The sequence below is a fragment of the Chthonomonas sp. genome, assembly GCA_016788115.1.
Lineage (GTDB): Bacteria > Armatimonadota > Fimbriimonadia > Fimbriimonadales > Fimbriimonadaceae > UBA2391.
In genome coordinates, this window is the sequence record JAEURR010000007.1 from 176,613 (window position 1) to 190,838 (window position 14,226).

Here is a 14,226-nt window from a genome sequence, read left to right on the forward strand (position 1 = left end):
CTAGGTCTTAGGATACGCCAGAAGCCCGGCCGTCGACCATGCCCTTCGCCTCATGGAACACCTCTTCGACGGTGATATTGTGCATGGAGCGCATGGGATCGTCGCCCGGGCGGTAGATGACACGATGGTCCGTGTCCCGCGGCCCCAGACGCGCCGGGTCGGTCGGACCAAACAGCGCGAGCACCCGTGTGCCGACCGCTTGCGCCATGTGCATGGGTCCGGTGTCCCCGCCGATGAACAGAGACACCTTTGAGAGGAGACCCGCGAGTTGGGTCAAAGAAGTGCGGCCCACCACGTTGAAGACCTGATCCTTGTACTGCGTGTGTGCCATGACCGCTTCACCCAGCGGACGATCGCCGGGCGATCCCGTGACCAAGCAGTACGCCCCGAGCTCGGAGACGAGCGAGTCGGCCAGCCGCCCAAAGCACTCGGGAGCCCACTGCTTAAACGGCTTCCCCGCGCTGGGGTTGAGCACGATAATAGGTCGATCCAGACTGATTCCTGGTTCCCTTAGCAAGAAGTCGGCGTACTCCGCATCGCGGCTGGAGACGGGAAACAGCATCGGCGGCGGCGACTCCCACTGAGCACCGACCGCCTTGGCGCGGTTCAAGTAGACGTCGATGATGTGCTGCCCTTTTTGGCTCGCGATCTTGCTGGTGTAGAAGACCTGCGCAAACTCGCGGGCCTCGGAGGGGCCAAACCGTTTGTTGGCCCCGCTCAGCTTCGTCACGAACCCGCTCTTGAAGAGCCCTTGCAGGTCCAGCGCGATGTCGTACCGCTCTCGGCGGAGAGACTTGCGGAGAACAACGAATTCCTCGAGCATCCGCAAGCGGTCCCAGCGGTGGACCTTGTCCAGGTTCGAATTCGACGTGATCACCGGCGCGCAGTGTGCATGGACCGCCCACCCGAGGTGAGCGTTTGGAAAAGTCTGGCGCAACGCCGCCAGCGCCGGAGTTGCGTGAAGGCAGTCTCCGATGGCGCTGAGCTTCACGATCAGAATGCGAGGCTGATGCGACATAATTCCCTACCCAGACTATTCTACGTCGAACTTTATGACGAACGGCACCGTCGCTTTTGACCCAAAACCCGATCTTCGCTGGATGTTTTGCTTTGCGCACCCAGACGACGAAGTTGCCATCGCAGCGTGGATGAGGCGTCTCGTGCTGAACGGGAACCCAGTGCGTTGCCTCTGGCTCCACAGTACCGAGGTCCGCGAGGCCGAAAGCCGGTTGGCGATGCGCCAAATTGGCGTACCCGACGACGCCCTACGATTCTGGCGCGGGACCGACGGTTCCCTGGTAGACGAGATGGGCGAGCTACTGCCGCAGCTTGATGCGCAAGTTCAAGAGTTCCAGCCGGATCGGATGGCCGTCATGGCCTTTGAACAAGGACATCTGGACCACGATGCCGCCAACTACATGGTAAGCCGAGCATTCGAAGGGGTGGTGTGCGAGTTCCCGATGTACTACGCGTACTACCGGGCGTTCCAGCATCTCAACCAGTTTGCGCAACCGGATGGCGAAGAGCGACTGAGTCTCACGCCGGAGGAGACGGAGCTTAAGCGCGCCTTGCCTCGGCTCTTTCCGAGCCAGACGATGGCCCGAAACCTGTTTTGGTACAACATCGCTCAGCGGCTGATCGGTCGGAATCTCCAACTGGACACTCGCGAGCTCATGAGGCTGAAGCTCGCAACAGACTACCGCACCCCAAACCTCCCGCCTGAGATTGCTCAGAAAGTAGCAGCCAGCAAGCTGTGGGCTCGCTGGCTGAGTGCTCTCGACAAACTAGCGGATTAGTTGTTTCGGGCCTTGGCGACTTCGATGTCGAGCTTGGCCGGAATGCGGAACCAGAACGTCGAACCGACGCCGACCTGAGATTCCGCCCAGATCTTGCCCATGTGGACGTCATCCACTAGGTGCTTGACCAAGTAGAGGCCAAGACCCGTACCGTAGATCTTGCGGTTATCTTCGTTGTTCACTCGGTGGAACTTCTCGAAGACCTTGCCCAAGTGGTCGGCGGGGATGCCGAGACCTTGATCTTCAACACCGATCAAGACCTCTTCGCCGTCGAGCTTGGCGTGGACAGTGATATCGCCGCCGTTTGGCGCGTACTTAACCGCGTTGTTGATGAGGTTCGTCAGGATCTGATCCAGCTTGTCCTGGTCGCCCACGATCATTTGCGGTGTGCTTTCGTCCATGTCGAGCTTGAGCACATGCTTGGTCGTCGACTGCTGCTGCACCATCTGCACCTTGCGGAGCAGCTCGTGAAGGTTCACATCGGAGTAGAGCGGCTTGAGCGATTCACCGGCTTCGATGCGGCTGGTATTGAGCAAGTCGTCGATGAGACGGCGCAGTCGATCGCACTCGTGGACGACGATGCCCAAGAACTCTTTCTGGTCAGTCTTGTCGTAGATATCGTCGTCGACGCCTTCCAGGAGGGTCGAGCTAAAGCCCTTGATGGCGGTGAGCGGCGTGCGAAGCTCGTGCGATGCCATTGCCACAAACGAGCTCTTCATGCGTTCGATCGTCTTCACCTCGGTGATGTCGCTGAAGATCGCGACGACGCCGAGATCCTTGCCGTCTTCGCTACGAACCGATGCCCCTTGAACCTGGAACACGCGTTCGTTCCGGTTGACCGTGATATCGATCTCCGCGCTCGCAATCTCCTCACCCCGAAGACCGCTCTCAAAAAGCTTGATGAGCGCTTCGCTCTTGAGGACCTCGCGGAAAGGCTTGCCGAGCGCGTCCGGACCGACGGCAAACATGGCCCGCGCGGAGCTGTTGATCTGGCTAATGCGCTCATCTACGCTGACCAGCACGAGTCCGGCGGAAACCGATTCGAAAGTCTGCAACAGCTCTTCGCGCTCTTGGACCACTTCTCGGTAAAGCTGCAGGTTCGCGATGATCGCGCCAGCATTCATGGCCATGCGCTGCAGTAGGCGAACGTCTTCATCGATGAAGTCTTCGCCGTTGCGCTTGTTGAACGCGTGGAGGACGCCGATGACGTTGCGCTCGATCACGCGCTGCTCTTCATCTCGCTTCTCGACAATCAGAGGGACGGTGACACCGTTCGAGACGCCCATGAGCACCACGTTGTCTTTCATGGTGCGGTCGTCGCTGACCGCGTCGTGGAAGATGATCGGCTCGCCGCTACGGAAGACTTCGCCCGAGATCCCCTGTGTCGCGCGCACGCGGAACTCGCGCAGGTGTGCGTCGTCGATCCCGTAGGCAGGCGGGATACCGATGAGCTCGCCACGCTCCGGGTCGTGGAACATGATCGCAATCTTCTCCGCCTGGAGAATCATCGCGATGCGTTGGACCAACCGACGAAGGGTGGCATCAGCTTCGTTAAGCGGGGTTGCATCAACGCTGGAGTCAACTACGGAGGCCTTCTGTGGGGCGTTCGTTGAGCCCTTCAGGTCCGCAAGCTCTTTCGAAAGATTGTAATTATCTCGCTCCAGTTCTGCTATGCGTTGCTTCAGAAGCTCAAACTGTTCATTCGTATCCACTGGCAAGGACTCTCCTGGTGGCGCTTTGGGCTTGAATCCCATCCTGCGCCAGTTCGCTATCTTACCCTCCAGCCCAGGCTGGCAGGCGTCTAGCGATCTCACGGGCTTGGACGCGAAAACCGGGGAGATGTTCCGCTACCCGCAAGCGGAAATCTAAGACCTGGCACTATACTTTGGCCATGGCGCACCTCGAGGAGATGCCCCTCTTTCCGCTGCACGCGGTGCTATTCCCATATGCACCGATGCAACTTCACATCTTTGAGGAGAGGTATCGCGAAATGGTTCGGTACTGCACCGAATTTGACGCACCGTTTGGGGTCGTGCTGATCCGGCATGGTGACGAAGTGGGGGGCTCGGCCGATCCCTACCTGGTGGGCACCGCAGTCCACATCGACCGAGTAGAGTCCTACGACGACGGCAAGATGGATGTGCATGTCCACGGCGAGCGCCGCTTCCGAGTTCGCAAGATCGATGAATCTAAACCCTATCTAGTCGGGCTCGTCGAGCCGGTGACCGAGATTGAGTGCGAAAACATCAACCGCTTGGACGCTCTCTGCATCCGGGCCCAAGAGGTGTTCCGGCTTTGGGTCGAGACTGCCTTCGCGGGACAAGAGGTCTCGGTGGAAGTGAAGTTCCCCGAAGATCCCGTTCCGATGTCGTTCCTCATCGCAAACTACCTGCCGATCGACAATCTCACCAAACAGCGGATGCTGGAGACCACCGACACAAGCCAGCGGCTCGCCGACCTCGTGCCGCTCATTGAGGCGCAAGTAGACGACGCTCGAGCCGGGCATTCGCTCTACCGCGTCGAGTCGACCCAGCTCGTCGATTGGATTCACCCGAACTGACGGACCGTCCCATCAGTGCCTCGAAGAACTCCCTGTCACGGAACTGATCGATCACACGTACGGGTGCCTGGCGCACGATCGTCAGGTTCAGCGAAGGGACCACGTACAGCCGCTGCCCCCCGAGGCCTGCGGCAATGTATACATCTTTAGGGAGCTTTGTGGACCAATCCCACTTTGCTAGCCCGCTGGGCTGTAGCCCCTGCGCCGAGGGATACCACCAAGTTAGTGCGTACGAAGGGTTCAAAGTGGTGGTCTGGAACAGCGGAGTGATGTTGCCGGGACGAAGGACGCCCTTGTCGCCCCGGCGCACCATCTCGCCGAACTTGATCCACTCTCGAGCGCTCAGAGACGCTCCCATCGGCAATTGGATGTTCCCCGCGGCATCGGTCAGCCATCTTCCGTGAGTCATCCCGAGCGGCTTGAAAATCTTGGCTTCGTAGTAATCGAGCACGCTTTGGCCCTTGCTCGCCAGTTTGCGACGAAGAAGCTCCCCGAACGCCTGGAACGACGTGGATGTGTACTGGAAACGAGTGTTGTTCTTCGCGTTCTGCTTTGCCGCAAGCGTATCGGCGTAGCTGATGGGACGCCCGATGGGCGTGCCAGGAAATCCTGCCACCAGGTGCAAGAGTTGCGAGATCGTGATGTCTCGTCTCCCGTCGGCTTTCCACTCGGTGAGCGTGTCCGAAACTCGATCGGACAGTTTCAGCAGTCCATCCTCCTGCGCACAGAGCGCGGCAATCCCACAGAAACTCTTGGTCCCGCTGGCGAGCTCCCACGTGCGCTCCTTGTCACCCCCATTGGGATACTCCTCGTACACGACCTTCCCGCCCTGCATCGCCAAGAAGGAAACGCCTCGGTGCTCAGCGCTGTTTGATGCCGCGGCCCTGAAGTCCAGCGGTGGCGCAGAAGCAATGAGTAGCAAAGCGACGAGTGCGTTCATGGTGTGTCGTTACGAGCGGAGTCCCCAAAGGTTCAGTTCGGTCCTGGGCCTGCCATAATCGACACTGTGACTTCCCACGCTGCGGCGCGTCTCGAACTGCAACTCTTAGCGGCCCAAGCAGGCGAGATTGCGACGAAGCTGCGGAACAGCATGGACCCGCGACTGAAGTCCGACGGCAGTATCGTCACCCGGGCCGATTGTGAAATCGAAGCACTCTTGCGCATTGAGCTTCCCAAGCTCGTACCCGGAACCACCGTTTGGGGTGAAGAACAGGGATTTCAGGAGCCCGGACCCAATGGCTTGTGGCTCGTCGATCCGGTAGACGGCACGAGCAACTACCGTTTTGGTTCGCCGCTGTGGGGAGTGAGCATCGGGCTGGTCCAGGGCGGTCAAGTCGTGCTCGGAGCCATCGCTCTTCCCGACTTGGACGAGATCTACTCGGCACACTTTGGCGGGGGCGCGACCTGTAATGACGTTCCCTTACCCGCCATCAGACCCGGTCCGATCAAGAACGAAGAGCTCGTGAGCTACTCGGATCGGACGCTCATTCAATACGCTGGGCACAAGTTGCCCGGCAAGATGCGGTACGCAGGCGCGTTCGTGATCGAATCGACGTTTATGCTGAAGGGCCACTTTCGCGGGGTGATCAGTCACAAAGCGAATCTATACGATGTGGCGGCGAGCATCTGCATGGCCACGGAGCTCGGGGCTGAGATCTGCTACTTCGACGGCAGCGCACTGGACATACCAGCCCTGATCCGCGCACAAAGAATTGAAAAGCCGTTCCTGATTTTCCCGCAAGACTCAGGATTTCGATTGCCGAATATCTAGTCTTGCCCTGATTTGCTGGGCGTTCAGGGTGCTTGCGGCGGAATCACCAATGTACTCCCATGCCACCTCGCCGTCTGCCCCGATATGGATGATTCCTGGCAATTGCCAGATATCTCCTAGCGGGAGACCCACCCAGTGGCCGCGCAGTATCGCACCAAACCCACGAGCGAAGACCTTGGGACCGATGAGTTGGGCTAGCGACGCTCGACCCACCCCAAAATGCTCAGCGAGGGTTCGTTCGGCATCCACAATAATTTCATGTGGCGACCGCACTTTCTCCCGGAACTGCCTTGCCTCAGCCACCGTCGCACCCACCACGAAGAAAACCGGGATCCCGATTTCGAGTCTGAGTGCGGTCACCTGCTCTTTGCAGAATGGACACCCTAGATGACGCAGGAACACCAGCAGCGCGCCTGAAGGTTGGTACAAACTCTCGAACGGAACACAAGCACCGGAGCTGAGTTGGACCGGGAAGCTAGCCTCGATACTCATCCCTTTGCTGGCGCACCATGACCGTAGCGCGGAGCCGCCGCAGTCCTGTTGCTTCGATCTGGCGCACTCGCTCGCGGGTTAGATGCATGCGCTCAGACACCTCGTTCAGCGTGAGCGGTTGACCGTCCAGCAGTCCGTAGCGCAGCTCAATCACTTGACGCCCCTTTGGATCGAGATGCGCAAGCAGTGCAGCGATCCGAGCCGTGTGCTCCATTCGCGTGATCATCAGTTCTGAGTCGCTCTCCGCGTCTGTGGATAGCACATCCGCGAGCGTTCCCCCGCCGCTTGCCAGCGGCTGATCCAGGCTAACGGTGGCCTCAAGCAGGACCCGCTTAGCCTCGGCGACCGAGGCCACGTCGGAGTGGATTTCGCGGGCGATCTCCCCATCCGTAGGCTCGCGCCCAAAAATCGCACTTAGGCGTGTCCGCGCTTGCGAGACTTTGTTACATTCGGTAGCCACATGGTATGGCACCCTTATACATCGACTGTTCGCCTGAACCGCCCGTGAGATCGACTGCTTGATCCACCAAAGCGCGTAAGTACTGAGTCGATAGCCGCGCGACGGATCGAACCGCTCGATCGCCTTCATCAGTCCGATATTGCCTTCTTGGATGAGGTCGTTGAGTGGCAATCCTCGTCCGATGAACTTGCGACAGACGCTCACGACTAGACGCAAGTTGGCTTGAATGAGCGCCTCGCGGCACTGGTGGCAACCCGCCGCCGCGCAGCGCGACAAAGCGATCTCCTGTTCCACCGTGAGCAACGGAGTGCGGCCAATGGTCCGTAACCAGACCGTAGCGGCATCCTCTATTCCCCCCTGAACCCCGTAAACTTGGTCAACCATCCAGGCCCCACACCTGATTCCTTAGTAACACTGTACGACAGAAATCAATGAATTCCTGATAATTTTGCTGAGGATTCAGCCGCTTCCCTTTAGTTCTCTAAGTTTTTCGTTGATCTGCGACAAGGCGGTGTCGTCGGGCGTGCTCTGCTGCCACGAGGCGCGCAACAAGTTTTGCGAGAGTTTCTGGCGCAGCCGCTCCAGGGAATCGCGCACGACTTCGGCGTCCAATCGCTCGGCGTGACCCGCGAGCATTTCAGCGTAAGTAAATCTCAGAGCTTCGGGGGTGAGGTCGTGCCCCCATAGAGCAAACGCGCCTGCGGGTGGATCGTCCTCGAACCGATCTCGCAGCATCGTCGCGATGTCGTACGCCAAGGTGGTCCCAAACAACTCCGGTTGTCGCACGGCAGCCCAAGCGGGGGCCCTCAGTTCCGGGTCCCCAAGCGCTAGCAGCAATGCGCGCTCCGGACCGGTCATCTCGCTACGGCCAAATCGCTCTCGACGCCGTGGGCCAGTCGCACCTCCTTGCCTCGGTTGAGCCGGTTGTCGCCCATAGTCCCGGATCTGGTTCTTGAGCGCTTGGCGCGCGGCAATAGGATCGCGCAACCCTGGATACGTCGGAGCAAGTTCTTGGACCAGCCGTTCACGGTCCAGCGCCGATGCGGTCGCCAGCACGGCCACAACCTCTTGCCAGTACTCCGGTTGCGTGGGCTGGTAGATTCCCTGCAATCGCAGGATCCGGAAGTCCACCGGTGTGAGGCCACCTTCCGCCGCTCGCGCGACCGCCCCCGCTCCGCTCGTGCGCAACAGCGTATCCGGATCTTCGCCGGGAGGCATTAGCGCGACGGTCACGACGAGGCCCGCTTCCTCCAGCATCGCGCTCGCACGCTCCGCTGCCTTCTGGCCCGCCGCATCGTTGTCGTATAGAATCGTCACTTGCTTGCACCAGCGAGCCAGCATTTTTGCGTGGTCCTCACTGAGCGATGTACCCAGCGAGGCGACCGCCTCGGTCACACCCGCAGCGTGGCAAGCGATGACGTCCAAGTAACCTTCGACGAGCACCGCCCGATTCTTCTTCGAGATCGTGTCCTTGGCTCGGTGCATGCCGTAGAGGACTCGCCGCTTGCTGTAGATCGGGGTATCGCTGGAGTTTATGTACTTCGGGATCCCGTTTGACAGGAGCCGCCCACCGAACGCAACCAGGGCCCCGCGTTCATCTCGAATCGGGAACATCAGGCGGGCTCGAAACTTTGATGCATAGCCTCGGTCCTGGTCACCATCGACGAGGAAGAGCTCCTTGCAGTCCGCCAGGGAGAACCCGGACTTCTTGAGGTGCGTAGGGAGTCCTTCTTCGACATCGGGCGCGAATCCGATCTCCCACTGTTTGAGCACCTCCTCCGTGAGTCCGCGTCCAAAGCAGTACGCGGTCGCTGCGGAAGTCTTGAAGAGTTGGCTGGCGAAGAACTCCTGCGCGGCGTTCATCGCCCCTTCATAGGTCCCGCGCTTGTTCGAGTCTTGGGCGGGGCGTGCGGTGAGTTCGATTCCTGCGCGCTTGGCAAGGAACTCCAGAGCTTCGCGGAAGGTTACACGCTGAGTCTCCATGACCCACGTGAACATATCCCCCTTCGCGCCGCACGACCAGCAACGGTAGCTGCCGGTCTGGTCATTGACAGTAAAGGACGGGTTCTTGTCGTCGTGAAACGGACAAAGACCCGTCCAATTTTTTCCTCGCTTCTGCAGGCGAACTTCGTCGCCAACAAGTTCGACGAGACTTACGCGTGCGCGGATAAGCTCGCGCTCATCGGCCACGCGCGTGTCTCCTTACTTCTTGCCGGCAGCGACGACGATTCCAGTGACCTGGTGCTTCTTGCCCTGCGAGATCTTCTGGAAGCGGAAAGCAACCCGGCTGTTGGTGAGGAATCGAACGACCATCGTGTCGCCCGAGATCTCGTAGCCGTCCGGGGTGGCGTAGCGCTTCATGACGTCTGCGAAGCTGTCTCCGAACTCGATGCCGCGGCGAGTAAGAACGCGAGCGTCCTTGATGCCAATCGCTTCGATCTGGATGACCTTGTTGAACTTATCGAGAACGAAGCCGTAGCGGGATCCCTGGAATCGGTAGACCCACCGAACGAACTGTGTCGCCTCGACGGTGGTTGAGGTACCGTCTCCGCTCGCACCGCCTCCGCCACTGCCACCAGCATTGCCACGGGGGTTTGCGCCTTCGTTCATTCCGCCGTTGCGGCCGCCGCCTTCATCTTCGGGCGAAAACTGATTGAAGGACTCAGCACCGAATGGGTCGCCGATCATCCCTTCAGGACGGGCATCTTCACGAGCGCGAGGGCCACCGCCCGGGCCAGCGCCACCGCCTTCACCCGATCGTCCGCCGCTACTGGGACCACCTGCTCGGCCACCGCCGCCGCCGTCACCGCCGCCGCTGTCACCGCCGCCGCCGAGGGTGATGGCCATGATCTCATCGGGCGAACCGTACTTCGCGATCACCTTGGCGCCGCTGTCGTAGATCCCGATCCCAACGAGCGCACTTTCGATCGTGCTGGTCTTGATGGCTCGAGCCTTTCGCTTCGCGGCCGACATCCCTTGGGTTGAACTTCCGGTCGAATAGTTCACGCCACCGTCGGCGAATCCGACAGGGATGGTCACCGTCAAGGCGAGGAGCAGAGCTAGTGTACGCGTCTTCAAAATTGTGAAAGCCTCCGAAATTCGGTCTCGTGTTCAGCCACTTTACCTGCTTCAATGGACGTTCCGATAGGCGCATTTGGTTACAGGTCGCACAAAACTTCGACGAGGAAGCGTATGCAACAATAGCAAGCGGGATGTACGCGTCCCGGCTTCATTTTCGGAGGATATGAATCATGGGTGCAGAACTCGCTGTCTCCACAGCTGAATTTGACGAGAAAGTACTGAAATCGGACGTGCCTGTCCTAGTTGACTTCTGGGCAGAGTGGTGCGGACCGTGTCGCGCCATCGGTCCCAGCATTGACGCGCTCTCGCAGGAGTATGCAGGCCGTGCCAAGGTCTACAAGGTAAATGTCGACAACGAAGGCGCAATCGCCGAGCGATACGGGATCATGAGCATCCCCGCGCTGCTCGTCTTCAAGGGTGGCCAGAAGGTCGACCAGATGGTCGGTGCGGGTCCCAAGGAAGCCATCGAAGGACTGATCAAGCGCAACCTGTAATCATCGAACGGAATGTCTTCAAACCGAGCGCGGGCACCATTGCCCCCGCTCGGTTTGTTGTTTGCAGTATCCTTTCCGCACCGATGAACTCCCTGGGGCTAGCTTGAGCCAATCCACCGAATCGACACGCGCCAACCTCGCCCGAGCGGGAGGCATCATGGTGCTGAGCCTCTTCATGAGCCGCGTGCTCGGTATGGTCCGGGCGATGGTGATCAACTGGCAGTTCGGCCAGAACGAGCTCACCGACGCCTATCGACTGTCGTTCATGATCCCGGACTTGCTATTTTTCTTGGTGGCGGGCGGCGCGCTCAGTTCGGCATTCATCCCCGTCTTCAGTGAGTACTACCACACCGACCGGAAGAGCGAGGCTTGGCATGTGTTCAGCGCGGTCGCGACCATCATGTCGGCGGCTGTCCTGGGTTTCATTGGGCTCGCCTGGGTCTTTGCCCCGCAACTCACCGCGATCATCGCCGCCAAGAACGATCCGGCGCTGTACCCGCTCATCACCCAGATGAGCCGAATCGTGCTCCCAGCTCAGTTCGCATTCTTCATCGGCGGACTCATGATGGGGACGCTCTATGCGCGTCAAGTTTTCTCGGTTCCGGGGCTGGCCCCCAACATCTACAATATCGGCATCATCCTGGGAGCGGTGATCCTTCCCTATTTCATCGTTCCGGGAGTGGTCGGCATGAGCTGGGGCGCGCTGGTGGGCGCAACGTGCGGAAGCTTCATCCTCCCGCTGCTTGCCATGCGCAAGTTCGGCATGGAGTTCAAGATCACCTTCGACACCAAGCATCCCGGAGTCCGCAAGGTTTTTCGGCTCATGGCCCCGGTCGTTTTCGGTCTGTCGCTCAGCACCGTGTTTCCCATGATCATGCAGTACTTCGCGGGTTCGTACGGCAAGAGCATGAACACCGCCTACGATACGGCGAACCAGCTGATGCAAGCGCCGCTCGGCATCTTCAGCCAGTCTCTCGCGCTCGCCGTGTTTCCAGCGCTGAGCCAGTACGTCGCCGAGGACCACATGAACCTGTACCGGGAGCAACTCATGTCAACCCTTAGGCAGGTGCTGTATCTCACCACCCCGGTTGCGGTCATCATGTTCGCGGTCCCCGACCATTTGGTCCGCGCGCTCTTTCAACATGGCAAGTTCACCGCTGTCGATACCCAGCGAACCGCGGCTTGCCTGGCGATGTTCGCGATCGGGATAGTCGCTTGGTCCCTTCAGCCAGTTCTGATGCGGGGGTACTTCGCGATTCACAAATCCGTGACCCCGGTCGTCATCGGTACGATCACCACGGTCTTTTTCTTCAGCGCGTGCGCTTTGATCACCCAGGCCGGCGCGGGCTATCGCGCACTCCCGCTCGCAGGCAGTCTCAGCGCGTTCCTGCTGGTCGGTGCCCTTCTGGTAACGCTCGCCAAGACCGTGGGTGGACTCGATCTCGCGGGGCTCGGGGTCACGCTGGCCAAAGCGCTCGCCGCGTCATCGGTATGCGGTCTGCTGCTTGCGGGACTGATGATGGGTCTCGGTGAGATTTCCTTTGGCGGCCGCTTTGGCCACATTGGTCTTCTATTCGTCGCGATGTGCGGGTTCGGGTGGCTCTACTACTACATCACCCGCTCCTTGGCGATGCCCGAATGTGCGTACGTCGAGCGTGCGCTCAAGCGCATACAGCGTTCATAGATCAGATTTTTTCGACCGTCGAAAAATAGTCGAGATTCAAGGTTGAGTTCTGCGAAACCTTGTGCATAATGCGTCCTAGAGTTAGAGGTCACCTGATCTCTACAACGGGATGCTGGGGCCCGTGGAGCGCACATATGAGCAAGACGCCTGTAGGTGAAGTTGAATTTAGTCCGCTGCAGATCACGCATGCGCTCCGGTCCAGTGTTCGCCTTGAAATCCTGATAAGCATGCGATCAGCTGGCCCGGTGACGGTATCCCAGCTCGCAAAATTGCTTGGTCTCCCGGCCGACTCGCTTTACCACCATATAGGGATCCTGCTGCAAGCTGGACTCATTCAAGAGGTAGACCGCCGGAAATCGGGGCGGCACATGGAAGCGGTCTACGAGCGGTCCGCCGAAAAGTTCCTCCCTCCAGGTTCAGGCAGCACCGAGAACGTCAAGAATACGATCTCGATTGTCGACTCGATTATGCGTGCAGTGAGCAAGGGGCTGAAGCGCAGTCTCAGCCGATTTGACCACGGCAGCATCCCGGGAGTCCGTACGTTCCACTTCGGGTACGAGAGCTCATGGCTGACCGCTGAAGATGTACGGATGCTCGGCGAGCATCTGGGCAAGATCGACGAGATACTGGAGCGAGGACGACAAAGACGCGAGGGCATGCTCTTTACGTTCTTCCGTCTCGGCTTCGTGGACATCCGCGAACGCAAGCGCCGCGCCTCGAAGAGCGATCTTGACGACGACTCGGACGACTGAGTCGCTGGTACATTGAAGCGGTGAAGGTCACTTCTGCCTCCCTCTACGCCGCCCAGATTCCGTTGGGCTCGCCATTCCGTATCGCAACGATGGTCACCGACCGGGCGGAGGTCACACTGATCAAACTCACGACCGATGAGGGGCTGGTGGGATGGGGTGAAGCGACGCCGCTGCATAGCATCAATGGGGAAACCCAAAAGACGGTCTTGGCCGCCTGCGAGGATCTTCTGCCTGTCGTCCTCGGCTCGGACCCGCGTGCTCCGCGACCGGTCGTAGACCTGATGGAGTACCTGATGCCCAACCAGCACGCGGCCGCAAGCGCCATCGAAATGGCGCTTATGGACCTCGCTTCGCAAGCGGTGGGTCTGCCGCTGGTCCGGTACCTGGGTGGCGACGCGCGACCGCTACCGACCGACCAGACCATCGGCATCAAGCCTCCCCACGAGGCAGCAAGCGCGGCGACTCGATTTGCGAAGCAGGGTCACAAGACGATCAAGGTGAAGGTCGGGTCCACGCTGGACGACGACGTGGACCGGGTCGCCGCCGTTCGCGAGGCGATTGGCAGCGATGTCGCGATTCGGATCGATGCCAATCAGGGCTACCGATCGGACGACGCTCTGATGATGCTCATGGCGATCAGCGAACTCGATGTGGAGTTCTGCGAGCAGCCCGTCCCGCGTCATGACCACGATGGTCTGGCACGGGTGGCCCAGGGCTCGCCCATCCCGATCATGGCCGACGAATCGGTGTTTTCCCCGACCGATGCGATCGCCCTCATCAAGGCCGATGCGTGCAATCTCTTCAATGTGAAGCTTAGCAAATCGCGGGGCATCTTGCGCGGCCTCGAAATCGCCGATATCGTCAAGTCGGCCTACGGCTGGTGCATGGTGGGGGGCATGATCGAGACTCGCCTCGGGATGACCGCCGCCGCCCACATGGGCGCGGCACGACCGACTTTCCGCTACTTCGATCTGGACAGTTTCACGGGCCACACCGAGGACCCCATGCAGGGCGGCGCGATTATTCGCGATGGCGACGTTCTGCTCTCCGACGCGCCGGGCCTTGGGATCGCGCCCGACCCCAAATGGGTGAACCCGCTGCACGTCAAGACCCTGAAGCACTGAGCCGCAAACACA

14 protein-coding genes are annotated in these 14,226 nt (G+C 59.9%); 7 read left to right on the top strand and 7 right to left on the bottom strand.

The window, feature by feature from the left end; genetic code table 11:
• Positions 1-7: 7 nt before the first annotated feature.
• A complete protein-coding gene (locus JNM85_08360; protein MBL8088063.1) occupies positions 8-1,018 on the bottom strand; it encodes a glycosyltransferase family 9 protein in 1,011 nt (336 codons plus the stop codon).
• Positions 1,019-1,052: 34 nt separating this feature from the next.
• Between JNM85_08360 and JNM85_08365 the strand changes: the two genes are divergently transcribed.
• Complete coding sequence (locus JNM85_08365; GenBank protein ID MBL8088064.1) at positions 1,053-1,796, top strand: PIG-L family deacetylase; 744 nt, start codon at positions 1,053-1,055, stop codon at positions 1,794-1,796.
• Here the strand turns inward: JNM85_08365 and JNM85_08370 are convergent.
• A complete protein-coding gene (locus JNM85_08370; GenBank protein MBL8088065.1) occupies positions 1,793-3,508 on the bottom strand; it encodes a GAF domain-containing protein in 1,716 nt (571 codons plus the stop codon). The two genes, JNM85_08365 and JNM85_08370, sit on opposite strands and share 4 nt — an antisense overlap.
• 179 nt (positions 3,509-3,687) lie before the next feature.
• On the opposite strand from JNM85_08370, the gene JNM85_08375 reads away from it, so the two are divergent.
• Complete coding sequence (locus JNM85_08375; protein ID MBL8088066.1) at positions 3,688-4,356, top strand: LON peptidase substrate-binding domain-containing protein; 669 nt, start codon at positions 3,688-3,690, stop codon at positions 4,354-4,356.
• Here the strand turns inward: JNM85_08375 and JNM85_08380 are convergent.
• A complete protein-coding gene (locus JNM85_08380; protein MBL8088067.1) occupies positions 4,265-5,296 on the bottom strand; it encodes a serine hydrolase in 1,032 nt (343 codons plus the stop codon). The two genes, JNM85_08375 and JNM85_08380, sit on opposite strands and share 92 nt — an antisense overlap.
• Positions 5,297-5,362: 66 nt before the next feature.
• On the opposite strand from JNM85_08380, the gene JNM85_08385 reads away from it, so the two are divergent.
• A complete protein-coding gene (locus JNM85_08385; GenBank protein MBL8088068.1) occupies positions 5,363-6,127 on the top strand; it encodes a hypothetical protein in 765 nt (254 codons plus the stop codon).
• On the opposite strand, the gene JNM85_08390 is transcribed toward JNM85_08385, so the two are convergent.
• The 4 genes from JNM85_08390 to JNM85_08405 all read right to left on the bottom strand — a co-directional run bounded on the left by JNM85_08390 (position 6,101) and on the right by JNM85_08405 (position 10,157).
• A complete protein-coding gene (locus tag JNM85_08390) occupies positions 6,101-6,619 on the bottom strand; it encodes an AhpC/TSA family protein (protein MBL8088069.1) in 519 nt (172 codons plus the stop codon). The genes JNM85_08385 and JNM85_08390 overlap by 27 nt on opposite strands.
• Positions 6,603-7,463: a sigma-70 family RNA polymerase sigma factor gene (locus JNM85_08395; GenBank protein MBL8088070.1), complete on the bottom strand. Its 861-nt coding sequence runs from the start codon at positions 7,461-7,463 to the stop codon at positions 6,603-6,605. The genes JNM85_08390 and JNM85_08395 overlap by 17 nt, the downstream gene beginning before the upstream one ends.
• A 75-nt stretch (positions 7,464-7,538) precedes the next feature.
• Positions 7,539-9,269, bottom strand: coding sequence for a DNA primase (gene dnaG / locus JNM85_08400; protein ID MBL8088071.1), 1,731 nt, complete (start codon positions 9,267-9,269; stop codon positions 7,539-7,541).
• A 12-nt stretch (positions 9,270-9,281) separates the two neighbouring features.
• The gene (locus tag JNM85_08405; protein ID MBL8088072.1) at positions 9,282-10,157 is read right to left on the bottom strand and encodes a hypothetical protein; all 876 of its coding nucleotides are present in this window, start codon (positions 10,155-10,157) and stop codon (positions 9,282-9,284) included.
• Positions 10,158-10,330: 173 nt separating this feature from the next.
• Between JNM85_08405 and trxA the strand changes: the two genes are divergently transcribed.
• The 4 genes from trxA to JNM85_08425 all read left to right on the top strand — a co-directional run bounded on the left by trxA (position 10,331) and on the right by JNM85_08425 (position 14,214).
• The gene (trxA, locus tag JNM85_08410; GenBank protein MBL8088073.1) at positions 10,331-10,654 is read left to right on the top strand and encodes a thioredoxin; all 324 of its coding nucleotides are present in this window, start codon (positions 10,331-10,333) and stop codon (positions 10,652-10,654) included.
• A gap of 103 nt (positions 10,655-10,757) precedes the next feature.
• Positions 10,758-12,338: a murein biosynthesis integral membrane protein MurJ gene (murJ, locus tag JNM85_08415; protein ID MBL8088074.1), complete on the top strand. Its 1,581-nt coding sequence runs from the start codon at positions 10,758-10,760 to the stop codon at positions 12,336-12,338.
• 134 nt (positions 12,339-12,472) lie between these two features.
• Positions 12,473-13,090 carry a helix-turn-helix transcriptional regulator gene (locus JNM85_08420; GenBank protein MBL8088075.1) on the top strand — a complete coding sequence of 206 codons (618 nt, stop codon included), beginning with the start codon at positions 12,473-12,475 and terminating at the stop codon, positions 13,088-13,090.
• Between the two features lie 20 nt (positions 13,091-13,110).
• Positions 13,111-14,214 (top strand): dipeptide epimerase, encoded by a 1,104-nt coding sequence (locus tag JNM85_08425; GenBank protein MBL8088076.1) that lies wholly within the window; start codon positions 13,111-13,113, stop codon positions 14,212-14,214.
• Positions 14,215-14,226 lie beyond the last annotated feature (12 nt).